Below are 19,146 nucleotides of genomic sequence, written 5' to 3'. Positions count from 1 at the left end.
CGGCGGGCGCTACTCCGCCGCGCCCTTGAAGGCGCTCGCTCCGGTCTCGAACTGCAGCTTGGCGAGCCGCGCATAGGTGCCGCCCTTGGCGACAAGGCTCTGATGCGTGCCTTCCTCGACGATGCGTCCGCCGTCCATGACTAGGATCCGGTCGGCCTTGAGCACCGTCGCCAGCCGGTGGGCGATCACGATGGTGGTGCGGCCGCGCATCAGCCGCTCCAGCGCCGTCTGCACCAGCGTTTCGCTTTCGGCGTCGAGCGCCGAGGTCGCCTCGTCGAGCAGCAGGATCGGTGCGTCGCGCAGAATGGCGCGGGCGATCGCCACGCGCTGGCGCTGGCCGCCCGAAAGCGTCACACCGCGCTCGCCGACCTGGCTGTCATAGCCCTTTTCAAGCTTGCCGATGAATTCGTCGGCAAGCGCCGCCTTTGCCGCCGCCTCGATCTCGGCATCGCTGGCGCCCGGCCGGCCGAAGCCGATATTGTCGGCAGCACTGGCCGCGAAGATGGTGACGTCCTGCGCCACGATGGCGATGCGCTGGCGGATTGCGGCCGGATCGGCCTGGCGCAGATCGACGCCGTCGATGACGACACGGCCGCTCTCCGGATCGTAGAAGCGCAGGATAAGCGAGAAGACGGTGCTTTTTCCCGCGCCCGAAGGACCGACGATCGCCACCGTCTCGCCGGGCTTCACCTGGAAGCTCAGCCCATGCACGGCGGCCCGGTCCGGCCGCGCGGGATAGGAGAAGGAGACATCGTCAAAGCTGATCGCGCCCTTGGCCTTGGCCGGCAGCGGCTGCGGATCGGCGGGCGCTTGAATGGCGGGCTTCTCCGCCAGGATCTCGGTCAGACGCTCGGCGGCGCCCGCCGCCTGCGACAGCTCGCTCCACACTTCCGACAGCGCGCCGAGTGCGCCGGCGGCGAACACCGAATAGAGCAGGAACTGGCCGAGCGTGCCGGCCGACATCGTGCCGGCAAGCACGTCGCGCGAGCCGAACCAGAGCACCGCCACCACCGATGAAAAGATCATGAAGATGGCGAAGAAGGTGAGAAAGGAGCGGGCGAAGACCGACGTGCGCGCCGCCTCGAAGGCGGCCTCGACGGCGGCCGAGAAGCGCCCCGTCACCAGCTTCTCGTTGGTGAAGGCCTGCAGCGTGCGCACGGCGCCGATCTGCTCGCTGGCATAGGCAGTGGCTTCCGCCAGCGTATCCTGCGCCAGCCGCGACTTGCGCCGCACCGAACGGCCGAAGGCGACGAGCGGCAGCACGATCAGCGGGATGGCGGCCAGGACCAGGCCGGACAGTTTCGGGCTGGTGAAGACCATCATCGCCACGGCACCGACGCCGAGGATGAGATTGCGCAGCGCGACCGATGCCGTGGCGCCGACCGCCGACTTCACCTGCGTGGTATCCGCGGCAAGCCGCGACACGATCTCGCCCGACTGCGAGCGATCGAAAAAGGCCGGCGAGAGCGTCGTGACATGGGAGAAGACATCGCGGCGGATGTCGGCGACGACCCGCTCGCCGAGCGTGATGACGAAGTAGTAGCGGCTGGCGGACGCCGCCGCCAGCACGGCCGCCATCAGCACCAGCGCGGCGAAATACTCGGCAATGAAGGTAGTGCCCGCCGCCTGGAAGCCGTGATCGATCATGCGCCGCACGGCCATCGGCAGGGCCAGCGTCGTCCCTGCCGCAACGATCAGCGATATGATCGCGCCGACCGCCAGTTTGCGGTACCGCATGACGTACGGAAAAAGGTTCCTGAGCGGCCGGACCGAGCGCCTGCGCTCGTCACCACTGACACCAATATCCGCCATGAGCGTTTCCTCTGGCCGCGTGTTCGTCATGCGCTTCAATATGCGCCTGCCGCGGCCTTGTGATTCAATTCCGGCTGATGTATAGGCTCGCCGACCGTTTTAGAAGCCGTGGCTTTTCATTAGCTGCGGCTTCGAGTTTTAAAAAGGGGCGCATCGACGCAGGCCATCGGCCCGTCACCAGCGCCGGCAAGCCAGGAACACGACAATGAAGGCCGATATCCATCCCGACTACCACACCATCAAGGTCGTCATGACCGACGGCACCGAATACCTGACCCGCTCGACCTGGGGCAAGGAAGGCGACACGATGAACCTCGACATCGACCCGACCACGCACCCGGCCTGGACCGGCGGCCAGCAGACCCTGCTCGACCGCGGCGGCCGCCTGTCGAAGTTCAAGAAGCGTTTCGAAGGTTTCGGCCTCTAAGCCTTTCTAAACGTGTCGCAGATCAAAACCCGCCTCCGAGGCGGGTTTTTTGTTGGCCACAGACGCTGCGGGAAACCCGACCAGGTTGTCCCTACCCTTCCACCAGCTCCCGCAGCGCCATGCGCTTATAGGCCGCGACCAGCCTGTCGCCCTCCTCCCGGTCGACGGAGATCGCCAGCCGCATGACCGCCTCGCCCATCTGCCAGACTAGCAGCGCCGCCGTCTCCATCGCCACGGTATCTGCGCCGGGACGCAACCGCTTCAGCACCGCGACGAGGAATCGGGCATTGGCCCGGCTGTCGGCCAGTTCGAGTTCGCGCAAGGCCTTGTCGGCCTGCGTGCCCGACCAGATGTCGCGCATCACCGGTTCGGCCAGGAACATCCCGTAATAGATGTCGACCAGCTCCGAAAACGCCTGCTTCAGCCCTTCGGCGTCGCTGACGTCCTTCAGCGCCGCCGAAATGCAGGCCTGGCTTTCGGCGGTGTAGCGCTCGGCCAGCGCCCAGACGATCGCCCGCTTGTCGGGAAAGAACTGGTAGAGCGAGCCGATCGATACCCCTGCTCTTTCCGCCACCTCGCCCATGCGCATGGCATCGCTGCCTTGCTCGGCGATCAGCGCCGCGGCAGCGGCAAGCATCCGCTCGACCCGCTCGCGGCTGCGCTTCTGCGTCGGCGCTCGCCGGGGCATTGCGATTTCCTGGTCGAGCTTGGCGGCTACCCTGCCTTGCATGAGCTTCCTCCGAAAGATCCTCGAGAAACTGGCTTGACTCACAAAATACGAGGGTTTATCACGTTTTGCAAACATGAGGATTACTCATATTAAGAAAACGAGGAGATTCGAGATGACCGACACGTCACGGAAACCGATTTTGATCCTGGGCGGCACCGGCAAGACCGGCCGGCGGCTGGCCGAACGGCTGACCGCCCGCAGTATCCCGGTGCGGATCGGCTCCCGCGCAGGCACGCCTCCCCTCGACTGGTCGGACAAGAAGACCTGGGGCGCGGCCCTCGACGGCGTCGGCGCCGTCTACATCAGCTACTATCCTGACATCGCGGTGCCGGGCGCCGCCGAAACTGTCGAGGCGTTGGCCAAACTTGCCGTCGAGCGCGGCATCAAGCGGCTGGTGCTGCTCTCCGGTCGCGGCGAGACGGAGGCTCAGCGCGCCGAGGAAATGGTCAAGGTCTCCGGTGCCGATTGGACGATCCTGCGCTGCTCATGGTTCTCGCAGAATTTCAGCGAAGGCTTCCTCATCGAATCCATACTCGAAGGCGAAGTCACCCTGCCGGTCGGCGCTGTCGGCGAACCCTTCGTCGATGTCGACGATATCGCCGATGTCGCCGAAGCCGTGCTGACGGAGCCGGGCCATGCCGGCCAGCTTTACGAACTCACCGGCCCGCGTCTGCTGAGCTTTGCTCAGGCGGTCGCCGAAATCGGCAAAGCCACTGGCCGCGACATCCGCTATCGGCGGATCTCGCATGCCCAATTCACCGAAACGGTGGCTGCGCACAACCTGCCGCCGGAATTCGCCTGGCTGCTCAACGAGCTCTTCACCGAGGTGCTCGACGGCCGCAACGAATCGCTGACCGACGGCGTGCAGCGCGCGCTCGGCCGCCGGCCGAAAGACTTCTTCGCCTATGCAACCGAAACCGCAGCCAGCGGCGTCTGGAGTAACTGAGATGATGAAAATTCTTCCCGCCCTCGCCTTCATTGCCGCGATCGGCTCTGGCGTGGTCGGCGGCGTCTTCTTCGCCTTTTCCAATTTCGTCATGGCAGCACTTGCCAGGCTGCCCGTCCCAGCCGGCATCGCAGCGATGAATTCGATCAACATCACCGTAATTACGCCCGCCTTCATGACGGCGCTTTTCGGCACCGGCCTCATCTGCCTGGTGCTGATTGCCGCCGTCATCATGGGCTGGAGCCAATCGGGCTCGTACTGGCTGCTTGCCGGCGCCGTAATCTATCTCGTCGGCAACCCGATCGTGACCATGGTGTTCAACGTACCGCTCAACGACGCCCTGGCCGCCGTCGACCCGGCCAGCAGCAACGGCGCCGCCGTGTGGGCGAACCATCTGAGCCAATGGGCGATGTGGAACCACGTCCGCACCATCACCGCGATCGTGGCGATGGCCTGCTTCATCCTTGCTCTGATTTGAAGAGAGCGGCCAGCGGATAAACCCCGCCTCAGGCGGGGTCCGTCTTCTTGTGCGTCTTGCCGTCGGCGTGTCCCAGATCGCGCTCCGGGTCGATGACATCGCGGACCAGCTGCTTGAGCTTCGCCGCCTCCGGAAAACCGCCGTCGCGCTTGCGCTCCCAGATAAGCTGGTCGTTGCAGGAGATCGTGAAGATGCCGCCGGTGCCCGGCACCAGCGTCACCTCGCCGAGATCGGTACCGAAGGTCGAGAGCAGCTCCTGTGCCATCCAGCCGGCTCTGAGCAGCCACTGGCATTGCGTGCAGTAGGTGATGCGGATGGCGGGCCGCGGCTTCTCGCTCATGTCGGATCGAGTTCCGCTCATAGATCAGCCGATCAGGCCGCGCTGAGCTTGGCCATCGTTTCGTCGTCGACCTCGAAATTGGCGTAGACGCTCTGCACGTCGTCGTCGTCCTCGAGAGTGGCGACCAGCTTCATCAGCGACTGCGCCCGTTCTTCATCGACCGGCACATTGTTCTGCGGCTGCCAGATCGGCTTCACCGACTCCGCTTCGCCGAGCGCGGCTTCGAGCGACTTCGATACCTCGCCGAGATTTTCGAAGCTGCAATAGACGGTGTGGCCTTCCTCGTCCGACTCGACGTCGTCAGCACCGGCCTCGATCGCGGCTTCCATCACCTTGTCCGCGCTGCCGGCCGAAGCCGGGTAATAGATCTCGCCGACGCGGTTCCACATGAACGACACCGAGCCGGTTTCGCCGAGCGCCCCGCCGGCCTTGGTGAAGGCGGCGCGCACATTGGACGCCGAGCGGTTGCGGTTGTCGGTCAGCACCTCGACGATCAGCGCCACGCCGCCGGGGCCATAGCCCTCATAGCGCACGGCCTCGTAGTTCTCGGCATCGCCGGCGGAGGCCTTGTTGATGGCGCGCTGGATGTTGTCCTTCGGCATCGACACCGCCTTGGCGTTCTGCACTGCAAGGCGCAGCCGCGGGTTCATCGCCGGGTCCGGCGTGCCGGTCTTGGCGGCGACGGTGATTTCGCGTGCCAGCTTGGAAAACATTTTCGACCGCACCGCATCCTGGCGGCCTTTCCGGTGCATGATGTTCTTGAACTGCGAATGGCCAGCCATGGCACCCCTGTCGTGTTCGGCTAGAGCATTTCTCGGCCGGGCGCGATCACCCGGCATCGGCAAATGCTCGAATTCAAAATTTCAGAACGCTGCAAGCGTGCCTGCGAAGGCCCGCGGCGCTCTCTGTCGGAATGGCCGGCTTATAGATAAATCGGCTCAATTCGTCCAGCCGGACCGTCGACCCTGACGGCTGACAGACCGAGATTGCCCTTGCAGCGCGGCATCATCCCTCCAGATCCGACTTCAGCCGGTCGAGGATGCTGATCGCATGGCCCGCATATTGGCCGATCCAGCGGTCGTGGATCTGCCTGATCGGCAGCGCGTTGAGATGGTTCCAGCGCTCGCGCCCCTCGCGCCTAGCCACGACCAGATCGGCCTCTTCCAGCACCTTCAGATGCATCATGACCGTGCAGCGATCCATGTCCGGGAAAGCCTCGCAGAGCGCCCCGGTGGTCTGCGGCTGATCCTTGAGCCGGTCGAGCAACTCGCGCCGGCGCGAGTGCGCCAAGGCCTTGAAAACACGATCGTCCGAGGTTGGGCTTGACATGTTATGTTTTTATAACATATTGTTTCACGAGGCAAGGAAGGAGCTGTGGATATGTCTCTTGGATTCAGGATTTCCGGACGCATCGGCAAGCCGGTCGCCGAAGTCTTCGACGCCGTGGTCAACCCGACGAAGCTCAGCGGCTATTTCACCACCATTGGCGGCGCCTCTGCTCCGCTGGTCGCCGGCACCACCGTCACCTGGTGGAAGACGGTGCCGGTCGAGGTCGACGAGGTGATCAAGGATAGGCGTATCGTGCTGCGCTGGGACGCGGCCGACACTGACGGCAAGCCGGCCTACAAGACACGCATCGAGATGAACTTCGAGCCGTTGGACGACGGCGGCACCTTCGTTACCATCGCCGAGGCCGGCTGGCACGAAGGCGAGGTCGGACTGAAGAAATCCTACCTCAATTGCGAGGGCTGGTCGCAGATGCTCGCCTGCATGAAGGCGTATCTCGAATACGGCATCAATTTGCGCGACGGCTATTATCGCGCCGAGATGAAAGGCGAGCCGGCCAACGAGACCAATATTTGACTCCCTTTGAGCGAGGAGGCCCGGCCGTGAAGGTAACGCCGTTCCTGATGTTCGAAGGTCAGGCCGAGGAGGCCATGACCCTCTATTGCGACACCGTTCCAGAAAGCCGCGTTGTCGACGTCACACGCTATGGCGCCGGTGAGGACGGACCCGAAGGCACGCTCAAGCTGGCCCGCGTCGTGATCGGCGGCACGGAGGTCATGGTCTTCAACAGCCCCGTGCATCACGCCTTCTCCTTCACGCCGTCGTTCTCGCTCTTCGTCGACTGTTCCTCCGAGGAGGAGCTCGATCGCATTGTCGGGGTGCTGGGCAAGGACGGCGCGTTTCTGATGCCGACCGACGATTACGGCTTCAGCCGCCGTTTCGCTTGGCTCAACGACCGCTTCGGCGTTTCCTGGCAGATCAACCTGCCCTAGCTTAATGCCCGCCGCCGGACCGCTGCTTCTTTCGACGCCGCGCCAGCATGTTGAGGCCCTCGACCAGCGCGGAAAAACCCATGGCGGCGTAGATGTAGCCCTTGGGCACGTGATAGCCCATGCCGTCGGCAATCAGCGTCATGCCGATCATCAGCAGGAAGCCGAGCGCCAGCATCACGATTGTGGGGTTCTTGGCGATAAAGTTGGCGAGCGGCGTCGCCGCCAGCATCATCACACTCACCGCCACGATGACAGCGATGTACATGATGGCGATCTCGTCGGTCATCCCGACGGCGGTGATGATGGAATCGATCGAGAAGACGAGGTCAAGCAGCAGGATCTGGAAGATCGCGCCGGCCAGGCTCATCTGCAGTGTGCCGCCCATCATCGAGTCCTGATGATCCTGCGGATCGACCGTGTGGTGGATTTCCTTGGTCGCCTTCCAGACAAGGAACAGGCCGCCGGCGATCAGGATCAGGTCGCGCCAGGAAAAGCCATGCCCGAACGCCGTGAACACCGGTGTCGTCAATTGCACGATGATCGAGATCGTGGCGAGCAGCACCAGCCGCATGCCCAGTGCCGCCGAGATGCCGAGTTTGCGGGCGCGGGCGCGCTGCGCTTCCGGCAGCTTGTTGGTCAGGATCGAGATGAAGATCAGGTTGTCGATGCCGAGCACCACCTCCAGCACCACCAGCGTCAGCAGCGCGATCCAGGCTGTGGGATCGGAGACAAAGGCAAAGTGCGGCGCCAGGAACTCGACAAGCTGCATGGAGGTCGTCCCCTCTACGATCTAGAGCAGTTTTCGCGGGTTTCGTCGCCAGTTAGGTACGACCGGTGCTCATATCAATATCATGACCAGAAGGACGGCGCGGTTTCCTCGAGTCTCGGCCCGCGGCGAAACGGCGCGATCTTCTCGGCGAGCCCGGTGCGGTCGGAAATTTCCACGCCGACGCCGCACAGCGTCGCCGGTCCATTCGCGGCCTCGAAACGACCTTTCGGCACTTTCGACAGGAAGCGGTTGAGCGGCTCTTCCTTGTCCATGCCAAGCGAGGAATCATAGTCGCCGCACATGCCGGCGTCCGAAATATAGGCGGTGCCGCCGTTGAGTATCTGATGATCGGCGGTCGGCTGGTGCGTGTGGGTGCCGACCACAAGGCTGGCACGGCCGTCGACGAAATGCGCGAAGCACATCTTTTCCGAAGTCGCCTCGGCATGGAAATCAATCACTACCGCGTCGGCCTGTTCGCCAAGCGGACAGGCGGCAAGCTCGCGCTCGCCGGCCTGGAACGGATCGTCGAGCTCGGGATGCATGAAGACGCGCCCCATGATGTTGGCGACCAGCACCCGCGCGCCGTTCCTGGCGATATAGACGCCGGAACCACGCCCCGGCGTGCCCTTGGGAAAATTGGAGGGGCGCAGGAAGCGCTCCTCGCGCGGCGCGAAGACCAGCGCGTCGCGCTGGTCCCAGACATGGTTGCCGGTGGTGACGACATCCGCGCCCGCCGCGAGCGTCTCGCGAAAAATCTCCTCGGTGATGCCGAAGCCGCCGGCGGCGTTCTCGCCATTGACGATGACGAAGTCGAGCTTGAAGTCGGATATCACGCCCGGCAGCTGTTCCCACACCGCCGTGCGCCCAGTTTTTCCGACCATGTCGCCGAGGAAGAGAAGTCTCATACGATCCCGCGTCGAAAGTCCGCCGAGCAAAAGCTGCATGACTTTCCGCAAAAGATCATGCGTTTCTCAACCGCTTTTCTACAATTGCGGCGTGAACCGGCGCAACCCGCTCCCGGTGAGTATTTCCGGGATGATCACATGATGGTCTTATACGGCACCACCGCCCCGTCCTAGCAGCCGAAGGCGACGTCTAACGCGCGCTCCGTCCGCGCAGCCAGAAAAACCAAACGTAGAAGACGGTGAAGCCGCCGGTACCTGCAAGGATCAACAGCATGCTGCGCCAGCCCTTCATTCCGGCGGTATCGAGGGTCGCTGGATCGCCAGGGTCGTAGTAGAATTTCACCTTGTCGCCGATCGACGCCTCGTGGAGACCGACAAGGTTTCCCTTTCCGGACCAGGTCATCGGCACGTCGTCAACCACATAGGCGAGGGCGACATTGATGCGCTCTATGGCGAGGCCATTTTTGTGCATTTCAGTGAAAGGACTGACATCCGTCACGGTAGCGACCGTCTGCCCCAGGCGGCTTGGTGGTACAGGGTGGTTCCGGTGATATGCAATCCCATCGCAAACAGTGCTGCCGCGATCAGAGCAAACGGCATCAGGATGAATCGCATGAAGACAAAATCCTTTGCTAACCTCAACTTGGATTGGATAGCAGGAATACTGTTGGATAGGGATTGGAATCGCGCGAAGCGGATCGGAATATTCTAAGAGGCGGTAAACCGGCGTAACCCGCTCTCGGTGAGTATTTCCGGGATGATCACGTCATGGTTCTCATCCGGCACTTGCGCCACCTCCTGGCAGTCGAACGCAATGCCGATCAGCCGCGGCGCCAGCCCTTTGTCGGCCAGCCTGGCGATCGCCCGGTCGTAATAGCCGGCGCCGTAGCCGATCCGGTGGCCGCGCGCGTCGAACGCCGCGAGCGGAACAAACATGAGCGAGGGGTCGAGCTCTTCGGCCTCCTCGTGCGGTCCGACCGTGCCGAAACCCATCTCGACCATTGGCGCGCCGCGCACCAGCTCGCGGAAGACGATGGTTGTCTTGTTGAGGATCGCCGGCAGGCAAAGCCTGGCGCCTTTCTCGCGCAGCGCGAACATCAGCGGCCGCACATCGACCTCGGAGCGCATCGGCCAGAAGCCGGAGACGATCTGGCCCGGTTCGACAGCGATCTGGTCACGCGCCGTCTCAGCCATTTCGAGCGCGATCTCGACCCGCCAGAATTCGTCCAGCGCATCCCGCCGCGCCAGAGCTTCCTTGCGAAGCTGTTTTTTCAGGTCCTTTGATGAGGTCATGCGCAGACGTTAGAAAAGGTCGTATCCGGACGAAGTTGCAGGAGCGACGCTTTCTACCGCATCAAATTCAAAAACGGGAGAGTGGCGATCCACACAACCGGTGGAGAGGTCGATCCCGGGTGCCTACAAAGTAGGTGGGCGCCGTGTGAGAAAACCCACGGGTCTTCCCAGGGACAGCTCCCTAAGGATCGATAAGGCCCCGGGGATAAGTTTCTCCTGCCGGGAAGCGCAGACCGCCAAAACCAATATAGGCCGATGGTTGACCGAGCGCCAGAAGGACACCGCTCCAAGCGGCCGCAAATCTGCGTCATGGGCCTTGCGGCGTTGCCATGCCTTGAACAGCCTGGCCAGCGTCCTTAGGGTCGCGGCCGAACTATGAGGAGAAGAAATGCGTTTCGAAGGCACCGCGGCTTACGTCGCCGACAAGGATTTGATGGTGGCGGTCAACGCCGCCATCGTTCTGGAGCGACCGTTGCTGGTCAAGGGTGAGCCGGGCACCGGCAAGACCGAACTCGCCCGTCAAGTGGCGGCGGCGCTCGGCCTCGATTTCATCGAATGGAACGTCAAATCGACCACCAAGGCGCAGCAGGGCCTCTACGAGTATGACGCCGTCTCGCGGCTGCGCGACAGCCAGCTCGGTGACGACCGGTTCAGCGACATCAAGAACTACATCAAACGCGGCAAGCTGTGGGACGCCTTCGCGGCATCGAAAAAGGTCGTTCTCCTGATCGACGAGATCGACAAGGCCGACATCGAATTCCCCAACGATCTTCTGCAGGAACTCGACCGGATGGAGTTCTTCGTCTACGAGACCGGCGAGACCATCCGCGCCGAATTTCGGCCGATCGTCATCATCACCTCCAACAACGAGAAGGAGTTGCCGGACGCCTTTCTGCGCCGCTGCTTTTTCCACTACATCCGCTTCCCCGATATCGAGACGCTGCACCGGATCGTCGACGTGCATTATCCCGGCATCAAGCAGAATCTCGTGCGGGCCGCGCTTACCCAGTTCTACGAGATCCGCGACGTGCCCGGGCTGAAGAAGAAACCATCCACCTCCGAAGCGCTCGACTGGATCCGACTGCTGGTCGCCGACGACATCGCGCCGGAGGATCTGCGCGCCGATCCGAAGAACATGTTGCCGAAGCTGCATGGGGCGCTGCTCAAGAACGAGCAGGACGTGCACCTCTTCGAACGCTTGGCCTTCATGGCCAGGCGCCAGCAATAGGCTTGGCAGCAATAGCGCTTTGTCCGTCTGTGGACCGTTGCCGACAGGCGGCGGTTGCCGCAGCTTCCGACCAAAACGTTGGAGGAAAACATGTCCGAGATCACCGTCCGCCCGCTTGCCCAGTCCGACCGCTCCGACTGGCGCCGGCTATGGACCGCCTACCTCACCTTCTACGAGACCAAGCTGCCGGACGAGGTCTACGACGTCACCTGGAAGCGCCTGTTCACGCCTGGCGAGTTCGAGCCGAAAGGCTTTATCGCCACGCTTGAGGGCAAGGCCGTCGGCCTGACCCACTATCTCTACCACCGCTCCTGCTGGTCCGAGGTCAACACCTGCTATCTGCAGGATCTGTTCGCCGACCCCGAAGTGCGCGGCAAGGGCATCGGCGCGGCGTTGATCAAAGCGGTGCAGGACGAGGCCGGCAAGATCGGCGTGAAGAACGTCTACTGGATGACGCACGAGACCAACGCCACCGCGCGCCGGCTGTACGACCATGTGGCGCGGCGCACGGGCTTCATCGAGTACGATCTGTTGTGAAACGGTTGAAACCGGTCCAGCTGCGCAATATATTGCGCATTGGAAAGCCGCCGTGCCGCTGATTGAGACTAACACGCGCAAGACCATAGCGCGGCTTTTGCGCGACGGCTGGTCGAGCGTCGGAGGCGGCAAGCATGACAAATACGAGCACCCGGGAAAACCGGATGTGACCATCATCGTGCCGCGGCACCGCGAGCAATCTCCGGGCGTTGCACGCTCGATCGCCAAGCTCGCCGGATGGATTTGAGGCCTGATCGCATGACGCATTACATCGGAGTTCTGGACGGCGCGGATAATGTCTGGGGAATCCGGGTCCCCGACCTCCCGGGCTGCCATGGCGGCGGCGCCAGCCCCGAGGAGGCGATTGCCGATGCAACATCGGCGATACGCGAATGGGCCGAAACTCGGTTGGCAAAGCACGTCTCGTTACCCGAAGCACGAACGGTGGCGGACTTGTTACGATCAGGTGAGATCGATAGCGCCGCAGGCGAGTCTGCCGTCATGATCCCGCTGCTGATCGACTCCGGTCGGTCAGTCCGGGCAAACCTGTCGTTGGACGCGGGTCTGCTTGCGGCGATCGATACTGAAGCCAGCCGCCGGGGCCTGACGCGCTCTGCCTTCATTGCGAGTGCCGCGCGTGAAAAGATCGAGGGGCAGAGATAGCCGTCTGGCGATGTTCATCCCCTTCTTCCTTGAACTGAAAGCCGCGCGGGTTCCCGTTTCGCTCCGGGGGTATCTGACGCTGCTGGAAGGCCTGGAAGCTGGGCTGGTCGACTACGACGTCGAGGGTTTTTACTACCTCGCGCGCTCGGCCCTGGTGAAGGACGAGCGCCACATCGACCGTTTCGATCAGGTGTTCGCGCATGTCTTCAAGGGCGTCGAAGCGCTCGCCGGTCCGGACGCCGTCGACGTCGCCAACATCCCCGAGGAATGGCTGCGCCGGCTCGCCGAAAAGCACCTGAGCGACGAAGAGAAGAAGCTGGTCGAGGCGCTGGGCGGCTTCGACAAGCTGATGGAGACGCTGAAGCAGCGCCTGGAGGAGCAGAAGGGCCGGCACCAGGGCGGCTCGAAATGGATCGGCACCGGCGGCACCTCGCCCTTCGGCGCCTATGGCTACAATCCGGAAGGCGTGCGCATCGGCCAGCACGAAAACCGCCACCGTCGCGCAGTGAAAGTCTGGGACAAGCGCGAGTTCAAAACTTCGACGACGCGATCGAGCTCGGCACCCGCAACATCAAGGTGGCGCTGAAGCGGCTGCGGCGCTGGGTGCGCGAGGGCGCCGAGGAAGAGTTCGACCTGCCCGGCACCATCCACGCCACCGCCGAGCACGGCTATCTGGACGTGAGAACCCGGCCGGAGCGGCGCAACGCGGTGAAGCTCCTGATGTTCTTCGACGTCGGCGGCTCGATGGATGGTCACGTCAAAACCGTCGAAGAGCTGTTCTCCGCCGCGCGCGCCGAATTCCGCCAGCTCGAGTATTACTACTTCCACAACTGTCTTTACGAGCGCGTCTGGAAGGACAATCGCCGCCGCCTGGCCGAGACGATCCCCACCTTCGACCTCATCCACAAATATGGGCCGGACTATAAGGTGATCGTGGTCGGCGACGCCTCGATGAGCCCTTACGAAATTGCGCATCCCGGCGGCTCGGTCGAGCACTGGAACCCGGAGGCCGGCGGCGTCTGGCTCGGTCGGCTGCTGCAGCAGTGGCCGAACGCGGTCTGGTTGAACCCTGAGGCTGAGAAGAACTGGCGCTACACCCATTCCATCGCGATGATCAGCGACATCTTCGGCGGCCGCATGTTCCCGCTGACGCTTGCCGGGCTCGAAGCGGCAACGAAGCAGCTATCGAGGAAGCATTGAGCGTGACAGTAATTCGCGAAAGTCGAAGGCGATCGCCTTGTCAGCCCCGGCGCTGGTCAGTGGTGTAACAAACACCTATCTTCGTGCGAACATGACATGCCAACCAACAACGAGCCGCCAAGGCCGAGGAGATTTCATGGACACCCACGCCTATCCCGTCACCCGCACCGATGCCGAGTGGCGCGCCCGGCTGACGCCGGAGCAGTATGCCGTCATGCGCAACCACGGCACCGAGCGTCCCGGCAGCTGCGCCCTGCTCTACGAGAAGCGCGCCGGCACTTTCTTCTGCGTCGGCTGCGACCAGCCGCTGTTCGAATCCAAGCTGAAGTTCGAGAGCGGAACCGGCTGGCCGAGCTTCAACGATCCGGTCCCGGGCTCGATCGAGACCACCGTCGACCGCAGCTACGGCATGGTCCGCACCGAGTGCCACTGCTCGCGTTGCGGCAGCCATCTCGGCCATGTCTTCGAGGACGGTCCGCCGCCGACCGGCCTGCGCTATTGCATCAACGGCGTGTCGCTGCGCTTCGAGCCGGCGGCCTGACAGCCAGTTCGTGGTAGCTTTGTAAGGGCGGCTTCGGCCGCCCTTTTTCGATTCAGACGACGACCGTCGCGATCAGCCAGAGCGCCGAGCCCAGCATCATCAACTGCGCCTTGAACCCGCCGGCCGTTTCCGCCGTCCGCCAGACGGCAAGGGCGAGAAAGATGTTGTAGGGGGCGGGAAGGAAATGCACCGTGAGCACCAGCCAGAGCGGCAGCTTCAGCCCAAGCAGGACAAGCGCCAGCCCGGACGAAGCGATGTTGATCGCCGTGCCGGCGAGCAGCATGTCGCGCCAGAACAGCCGGTCGAGCGGCACAATGCCTTGCCAGCGCGAGCGGAAGAAGCCGGCAACCATCTGTGCTCTACTCCTGCCTCAGCACTTGGGTGACGGCTTGCTCGAAGCGCGAGCATTCCGTCGCCAGCCAGTCGGCCATGGCCGGCCAATTGTCCTCGGCAAAGCAGTTGACCCGCCACTGCGAATTTATGCCGAGATTCTGCGCGCTCTGCTCCGGCCTGAGCTTCAGCCGCGCCTCGATCGCCGGTTGGAATGGCATCAGCCGCGTCCAGACCTCCGTCGCGCCGAGCTTCTCGTTGCGGCCGAAGAAGACGCCGACCACGTTCTCGCTTGGCGCGACATACATGGACAGCACCAGGGCGAACTCCGGCATTCCGCGCTGCCAGAACCATGGCCCGCGTCGCGCCAGCCGCGCCCTTTCTTCCGGGTGCCGTTCGGCGAACAGCGCCCAGAACCCGCGATGCCGGAACTCCGAAGCGCGATGGCCGCCGAAGTCGAACTCACTCATGGCCGTCCCTAGAGGCAATTCCAGGAAGTGTAACGGTTTCCGTCCGGAATTGCGCAAAAGCAAATGGTTGGAGCAGTTCAGCGATTCCATCAAAACGCTGAACTGCTCTAGCCGCGAGCCTTACACCATGCCGAGCGCGGCCTTGTACAGATCGAGGATCGACTCCTCCTCCTGGCGCTCGGCCTGATCCTTCTTGCGCAGCCGGACGATGGTGCGGATCGCCTTGGTGTCGAAGCCGGTGCCCTTGGCCTCGCCATAGACGTCCTTGATGTCGTCGGAAATCGTCTTCTTTTCTTCCTCGAGCCGCTCGATGCGCTCGATGATGGCGCGCAGCTGGCCGGCGGCTACAGTCTGGCTGGTCTCGGTGATCTCGTCGGCCATTTTTTCTCTCCGCGTTTTTTTGCGCCACGGCGATTCCCGCCCGGCAAAATTGGAGCGGGTTCGATGCCCGAGCAGGCGCGGCGGGTCAAGACATTATCGATGCGGCATGAAGGGTTGGAGCACCCCAGGCTGTGCTGAGATTCTGGTCAGGCCGAGCCGGAGTCGAAGACGGGCGCGAAGCGGGCGAGAACGGTTGTTCCGAGAACCGGAGCCGAGCGTGCTTGGAGTACGTGGGCACGGGCCTAAGGTGGCCGTAGCCTTAACTGCGACGTGCCTGGTGAGTGCTTCGGCGGCGAAGGCCGGAACCCCAGGAAGCCGGCGTTTGCAGGCCGGCCTCACCTGAAGATCAGCACATTCAGCCAAAGGCGATGAGCAAATCCTTCGCATCGATCTGGTCGCCGGCCTTGACCAGCACCTCTGCCACCACGCCGTCGCGCTCGGCGTGCAACGCGGTCTCCATCTTCATCGCCTCGATCGAGAGCAGCACGTCGCCCGCCTTGACCGCCTGGCCTGGCGCCACGGCAAGAGCCGACACCACGCCCGGCATCGGCGCCCCGACATGCGCCTCGTTGCCCGGCTCGGCCTTGCGCCGCGCCTTGGCGGCCGAAGCGCCATGCGCGCGGTCCGGCACCTTCACGCGACGCGGCTGGCCGTTGAGCTCGAAGAAGACGGTGACCATGCCTTTTTCGTCGACGTCACCGAACGCCTGGCAGCGTATCACCAGGGTCTTGCCCTTCTCGATGTCGACGAAGATCTCGTCTTCCGACTTCATGCCGTAGAAATAGGTCGGCGTCGGCAGCACGCTGACCGGGCCATAGGTCTCCTGAGCGGCGGCGAAGTCGGTGAAGACTTTCGGATACATCAGCCAGGAGGCGAATTCGAACTCGGTGAGCTTGCGCTCGAGCTTCTCCTCGATCTCCTTGCGGCTGGCCTTGAGGTTCGCCGGCTTGAGCAGCGAGCCCGGCCGGACGGTGATCGGCTTTTCGCCCTTCAGCGCCTTCTTCTGCAGCGCTTGCGGCCAACCGCCCGGCGACTGGCCGAGATCGCCGCGCAGCATCGAGACGACCGAGTCCGGAAAGGCGATGTCCTTCGCCGGGTTCTCGACATCGGTGACCGTGAGGTCCTGGCTCACCATCATCAGCGCCATGTCGCCGACCACTTTCGACGACGGCGTCACCTTGACGATATCGCCGAACATCAGGTTGACGTCGTGATAGGCCTGCGCCACCTCGTGCCAGCGCGTTTCGAGCCCAAGCGAGCGCGCCTGTTCCTTGAGATTGGTGAACTGGCCGCCCGGCATCTCGTGCAGATAGACTTCCGAGGCCGGTCCCTTGAGGTCGCTTTCAAAGGCGGCGTACTGGTTGCGAACCGCTTCCCAGTAGAACGAGATGTGGCGGATCCACTGCGGGTCGAGACCGGGGTCGCGCTCGGTGCCCTTGAGCGCCTCGACGATCGAGCCGAGGCAAGGCTGCGAGGTGTTGCCGGAGAACGAATCCATCGCCGCGTCGATGGCGTCGACGCCGGTCTCGACCGCCGCCAGCACCGTCGCCGCCGACAGGCCGGAGGTGTCATGCGTGTGGAAATGGATCGGCAGGTCGGTCTCTTCGCGCAGCGCCTTGAACAGCACGCGCGCCGCCGAGGGCTTCAACAGGCCCGCCATGTCCTTGACGGCGATGATATGCGCGCCGGCCGCTTCCAGTTCCTTCGCCAGCCCGACATAATATTTCAGGTCGTATTTGGCGCGCGCCGGATCGAGTATGTCGCCGGTGTAGCACATCGCCGCTTCGATCAGCTTGCCCTCGGCACCCACCGCGTCCATCGCGACGCGCATGTTCTCGACCCAGTTCAAGCAGTCGAAGACGCGGAACAGGTCGACGCCGCCGGCAGCTGCCTGTTTGACGAAATGCTGCACGACATTGTCGGGATAGTTGGTGTAGCCGACGCCGTTGGCGCCGCGCAGAAGCATCTGCAGCAGAAGATTGGGGGCTGCCTCGCGCACTCTGCTCAGACGCTCCCACGGATCCTCGGTGAGGAAGCGCATGGCGACGTCGAAGGTGGCGCCGCCCCAGCATTCCAGTGAGAGCAGTTGCGGCAGCGCCCGCGCATAGGTGCCGGCGATGCCGGCGATGTCGTAGGTGCGCATGCGCGTGGCGAGCAGCGACTGGTGTCCGTCGCGCATCGTCGTGTCGGTAACGAGCACCTGGGCTTGCTCGCGCATCCATGCCGCGAACTTCTGAGGCCCGAGCGCGTCGAGCCGCTGCTTGCTGCCGTCCGGCACCTTGCCGTTGAGATAGGGCACCACAGGTGCCGCCGCATCCGCCTTCGGCACCGGCCGTCCGCGCGTCTCGGGATGGCCGTTGACGCTGACGTCGGCGAGATAGTTGAGCAGCTTGGTGGCGCGGTCCTGCCGCTTGACCTGCTCGAACAGCTCCGGCGTCGTATCGATGAACTTGGTGGTATAGGAATTGTCGGCGAAGCTCGGGTGGTTGATGATCGCTTCGAGGAAGGTGAGGTTGGTGGCGACGCCGCGGATGCGGAACTCGCGCAATGCCCGGTTCATGCGCGCGATCGTCTCGGCCGGCGTCGGCGCCCAGGCCGTCACCTTTTCGAGCAGCGGATCGTAGAACCGGGTGATGACCGCGCCCGAATAGGCGGTGCCGCCGTCGAGGCGGATGCCGAAGCCGGTCGCGCCGCGATATGCGGTGATGCGCCCGTAATCGGGGATGAAATTGTGTTCCGGATCCTCGGTGGTGATGCGGCACTGCAGGGCGTGGCCGTTGAGCTTGATGTCCTTCTGCGCCGGCACGCCGGACTCCGGCGTGCCGATGGCGAAGCCGTCGAGGATGTGGATTTGCGCCTTTACGATATCGATGCCGGTCACCATCTCGGTGACGGTATGCTCGACCTGGATACGCGGGTTGACCTCGATGAAATAGAACTTGCCGGTGTCGGCGTCCTGCAGGAACTCGACGGTGCCGGCGCCGATATAGCTGGTCTCGCGCGCGATCTTCAGCGCGTAGCCGCAGAGCTCCTCGCGCAGTTTCTCGCTGAGGTAGGGAGCCGGCGCACGTTCGACGACCTTCTGGTTGCGGCGCTGGATCGAGCAGTCGCGCTCGAACAGATGCACAGCATTGCGCTGCGTGTCGCCCAGCACCTGCACCTCGACATGGCGGGCGCGCTCGATCAGCTTTTCGAGATAGACCTCGTCTTTGCCGAAGGCGGCCTTCGCCTCGCGCTTGCCTTCCATGACTTCGCGCGCGAGGTCGGCTTCAGCGCGGATGGCGCGCATGCCGCGGCCGCCGCCACCCCACGAGGCCTTGAGCATCACCGGATAGCCTATTTCCGCGGCGAGCTTTTTCACCTCGTCCATATCGTCGGGCAGCGGATCGGTGGCGGGCACGACCGGCACGCCGACCTCGATCGCCAGGTTGCGCGCCGCCACCTTGTTGCCGAGCCGGCGCATCGTCTCGGGCTTCGGCCCGATGAAGGTGATGCCAGCGGCAGCGCAGGCCTCGGCGAATTCGGGGCTTTCCGACAACAGGCCGTAGCCGGGGTGGATCGCATCGGCACCCGAGAGGCGCGCGACGCGGATCACCTCGTCGATCGACAGATAGCTTTCGATCGGACCCATGTCCTTGGTGAGATGCGGACCGCGCCCGACCTGGTAGCTTTCGTCGGCCTTGAAGCGGTGCAGCGAATATTTGTCCTCTTCCGCCCAGATCGCCACGGTTTTGAGGCCTAGTTCGTTGGCCGCGCGAAAGACGCGGATGGCGATTTCGGACCGGTTGGCGACGAGGATCTTCGTGATTGCCAAGGA

At 63.6% G+C, this 19,146-nt stretch carries 23 protein-coding genes, 1 other RNA gene and 1 pseudogene; 11 read left to right on the top strand and 14 right to left on the bottom strand.

Annotation, left to right across the window (positions count from 1 at the left end; genetic code table 11):
* Nucleotides 1–9 precede the first annotated feature (9 nt).
* On the bottom strand, nucleotides 10–1,812 hold the full coding sequence (locus tag CK221_RS13630) for an ABC transporter transmembrane domain-containing protein (RefSeq protein WP_095778197.1): 1,803 nt from the start codon (nucleotides 1,810–1,812) through the stop codon (nucleotides 10–12).
* A gap of 205 nt (nucleotides 1,813–2,017) precedes the next feature.
* On the opposite strand from CK221_RS13630, the gene rpmE reads away from it, so the two are divergent.
* The gene (rpmE, locus tag CK221_RS13625; RefSeq protein ID WP_040974396.1) at nucleotides 2,018–2,239 is read left to right on the top strand and encodes a 50S ribosomal protein L31; all 222 of its coding nucleotides are present in this window, start codon (nucleotides 2,018–2,020) and stop codon (nucleotides 2,237–2,239) included.
* Nucleotides 2,240–2,330: 91 nt separating this feature from the next.
* On the opposite strand, the gene CK221_RS13620 is transcribed toward rpmE, so the two are convergent.
* Complete coding sequence (locus tag CK221_RS13620; protein WP_095778083.1) at nucleotides 2,331–2,969, bottom strand: TetR/AcrR family transcriptional regulator; 639 nt, start codon at nucleotides 2,967–2,969, stop codon at nucleotides 2,331–2,333.
* A 112-nt stretch (nucleotides 2,970–3,081) separates the two neighbouring features.
* Here CK221_RS13620 and CK221_RS13615 point away from each other — a divergent pair, with 112 nt between their 5' ends.
* Nucleotides 3,082–3,915: an NAD(P)H-binding protein gene (locus CK221_RS13615; RefSeq protein WP_095778082.1), complete on the top strand. Its 834-nt coding sequence runs from the start codon at nucleotides 3,082–3,084 to the stop codon at nucleotides 3,913–3,915.
* 1 nt (nucleotide 3,916) lies between these two features.
* Entirely contained in the window at nucleotides 3,917–4,393 is a 477-nt protein-coding gene (locus CK221_RS13610; protein ID WP_095778081.1) for a DUF1772 domain-containing protein, read from the top strand.
* 28 nt (nucleotides 4,394–4,421) lie between these two features.
* On the opposite strand, the gene CK221_RS13605 is transcribed toward CK221_RS13610, so the two are convergent.
* The 3 genes from CK221_RS13605 to CK221_RS13595 form a co-directional block, all read right to left on the bottom strand.
* Nucleotides 4,422–4,733 carry a SelT/SelW/SelH family protein gene (locus CK221_RS13605; protein WP_095778080.1) on the bottom strand — a complete coding sequence of 104 codons (312 nt, stop codon included), beginning with the start codon at nucleotides 4,731–4,733 and terminating at the stop codon, nucleotides 4,422–4,424.
* 32 nt (nucleotides 4,734–4,765) lie between these two features.
* Entirely contained in the window at nucleotides 4,766–5,515 is a 750-nt protein-coding gene (locus tag CK221_RS13600; RefSeq protein WP_067001721.1) for a YebC/PmpR family DNA-binding transcriptional regulator, read from the bottom strand.
* 223 nt (nucleotides 5,516–5,738) lie between these two features.
* Nucleotides 5,739–6,062 carry a helix-turn-helix domain-containing protein gene (locus CK221_RS13595; RefSeq protein WP_067001718.1) on the bottom strand — a complete coding sequence of 108 codons (324 nt, stop codon included), beginning with the start codon at nucleotides 6,060–6,062 and terminating at the stop codon, nucleotides 5,739–5,741.
* 51 nt (nucleotides 6,063–6,113) lie between these two features.
* Between CK221_RS13595 and CK221_RS13590 the strand changes: the two genes are divergently transcribed.
* Together CK221_RS13590 and CK221_RS13585 are read left to right on the top strand one after the other, a co-directional pair.
* Nucleotides 6,114–6,596 (top strand): SRPBCC domain-containing protein, encoded by a 483-nt coding sequence (locus tag CK221_RS13590; RefSeq protein ID WP_067001716.1) that lies wholly within the window; start codon nucleotides 6,114–6,116, stop codon nucleotides 6,594–6,596.
* Between the two features lie 26 nt (nucleotides 6,597–6,622).
* Nucleotides 6,623–7,012, top strand: coding sequence for a VOC family protein (locus CK221_RS13585; protein WP_280940573.1), 390 nt, complete (start codon nucleotides 6,623–6,625; stop codon nucleotides 7,010–7,012).
* A gap of 1 nt (nucleotide 7,013) precedes the next feature.
* Here CK221_RS13585 and CK221_RS13580 read toward each other — a convergent pair whose 3' ends face one another.
* The 5 genes from CK221_RS13580 to ssrS form a co-directional block, all read right to left on the bottom strand.
* Nucleotides 7,014–7,781, bottom strand: a complete 768-nt coding sequence (locus tag CK221_RS13580) for a TerC family protein (RefSeq protein WP_067001713.1) — start codon at nucleotides 7,779–7,781, stop codon at nucleotides 7,014–7,016.
* An 80-nt stretch (nucleotides 7,782–7,861) separates the two neighbouring features.
* Nucleotides 7,862–8,686: a YmdB family metallophosphoesterase gene (locus tag CK221_RS13575; RefSeq protein WP_067002189.1), complete on the bottom strand. Its 825-nt coding sequence runs from the start codon at nucleotides 8,684–8,686 to the stop codon at nucleotides 7,862–7,864.
* A 190-nt stretch (nucleotides 8,687–8,876) separates the two neighbouring features.
* Nucleotides 8,877–9,185 (bottom strand): hypothetical protein, encoded by a 309-nt coding sequence (locus CK221_RS13570; RefSeq protein ID WP_143749038.1) that lies wholly within the window; start codon nucleotides 9,183–9,185, stop codon nucleotides 8,877–8,879.
* 209 nt (nucleotides 9,186–9,394) lie between these two features.
* Complete coding sequence (locus CK221_RS13560; RefSeq protein WP_067001704.1) at nucleotides 9,395–9,979, bottom strand: 5-formyltetrahydrofolate cyclo-ligase; 585 nt, start codon at nucleotides 9,977–9,979, stop codon at nucleotides 9,395–9,397.
* Nucleotides 9,980–10,061: 82 nt separating this feature from the next.
* Nucleotides 10,062–10,217: non-coding RNA, 6S RNA (ssrS, locus tag CK221_RS13555), on the bottom strand.
* Between the two features lie 150 nt (nucleotides 10,218–10,367).
* Here ssrS and CK221_RS13550 point away from each other — a divergent pair.
* The 6 genes and pseudogenes from CK221_RS13550 (at nucleotide 10,368) to msrB (ending at nucleotide 14,148) form a co-directional block, all read left to right on the top strand.
* Nucleotides 10,368–11,207, top strand: a complete 840-nt coding sequence (locus CK221_RS13550; RefSeq protein WP_095778078.1) for a MoxR family ATPase — start codon at nucleotides 10,368–10,370, stop codon at nucleotides 11,205–11,207.
* Nucleotides 11,208–11,297: 90 nt separating this feature from the next.
* A complete protein-coding gene (locus CK221_RS13545; protein ID WP_095778196.1) occupies nucleotides 11,298–11,744 on the top strand; it encodes a GNAT family N-acetyltransferase in 447 nt (148 codons plus the stop codon).
* 52 nt (nucleotides 11,745–11,796) lie between these two features.
* Nucleotides 11,797–11,991 (top strand): type II toxin-antitoxin system HicA family toxin, encoded by a 195-nt coding sequence (locus CK221_RS13540; protein ID WP_095778077.1) that lies wholly within the window; start codon nucleotides 11,797–11,799, stop codon nucleotides 11,989–11,991.
* Nucleotides 11,992–12,002: 11 nt separating this feature from the next.
* Nucleotides 12,003–12,407, top strand: coding sequence for a type II toxin-antitoxin system HicB family antitoxin (locus CK221_RS13535; protein ID WP_067002185.1), 405 nt, complete (start codon nucleotides 12,003–12,005; stop codon nucleotides 12,405–12,407).
* Between the two features lie 10 nt (nucleotides 12,408–12,417).
* Nucleotides 12,418–13,607 (top strand): annotated as a pseudogene (locus CK221_RS13530) (VWA domain-containing protein).
* 136 nt (nucleotides 13,608–13,743) lie between these two features.
* Entirely contained in the window at nucleotides 13,744–14,148 is a 405-nt protein-coding gene (msrB, locus tag CK221_RS13525) for a peptide-methionine (R)-S-oxide reductase MsrB (protein ID WP_067001694.1), read from the top strand.
* A gap of 52 nt (nucleotides 14,149–14,200) precedes the next feature.
* On the opposite strand, the gene CK221_RS13520 is transcribed toward msrB, so the two are convergent.
* The 4 genes from CK221_RS13520 to pyc form a co-directional block, all read right to left on the bottom strand.
* Nucleotides 14,201–14,500 (bottom strand): hypothetical protein, encoded by a 300-nt coding sequence (locus tag CK221_RS13520; protein WP_082980670.1) that lies wholly within the window; start codon nucleotides 14,498–14,500, stop codon nucleotides 14,201–14,203.
* Between the two features lie 7 nt (nucleotides 14,501–14,507).
* Nucleotides 14,508–14,948 (bottom strand): hypothetical protein, encoded by a 441-nt coding sequence (locus CK221_RS13515; RefSeq protein ID WP_067001692.1) that lies wholly within the window; start codon nucleotides 14,946–14,948, stop codon nucleotides 14,508–14,510.
* Nucleotides 14,949–15,068: 120 nt separating this feature from the next.
* On the bottom strand, nucleotides 15,069–15,329 hold the full coding sequence (locus CK221_RS13510; RefSeq protein ID WP_067001689.1) for a DUF2312 domain-containing protein: 261 nt from the start codon (nucleotides 15,327–15,329) through the stop codon (nucleotides 15,069–15,071).
* A 355-nt stretch (nucleotides 15,330–15,684) separates the two neighbouring features.
* The gene (gene pyc, locus CK221_RS13505) at nucleotides 15,685–19,143 is read right to left on the bottom strand and encodes a pyruvate carboxylase (protein WP_095778076.1); all 3,459 of its coding nucleotides are present in this window, start codon (nucleotides 19,141–19,143) and stop codon (nucleotides 15,685–15,687) included.
* Nucleotides 19,144–19,146 lie beyond the last annotated feature (3 nt).

It is taken from the genome of Mesorhizobium sp. WSM3868, assembly GCF_002294785.1.
Classification (GTDB): domain Bacteria; phylum Pseudomonadota; class Alphaproteobacteria; order Rhizobiales; family Rhizobiaceae; genus Mesorhizobium.
This window is presented reverse-complemented; position numbering and strand designations above follow the sequence as displayed.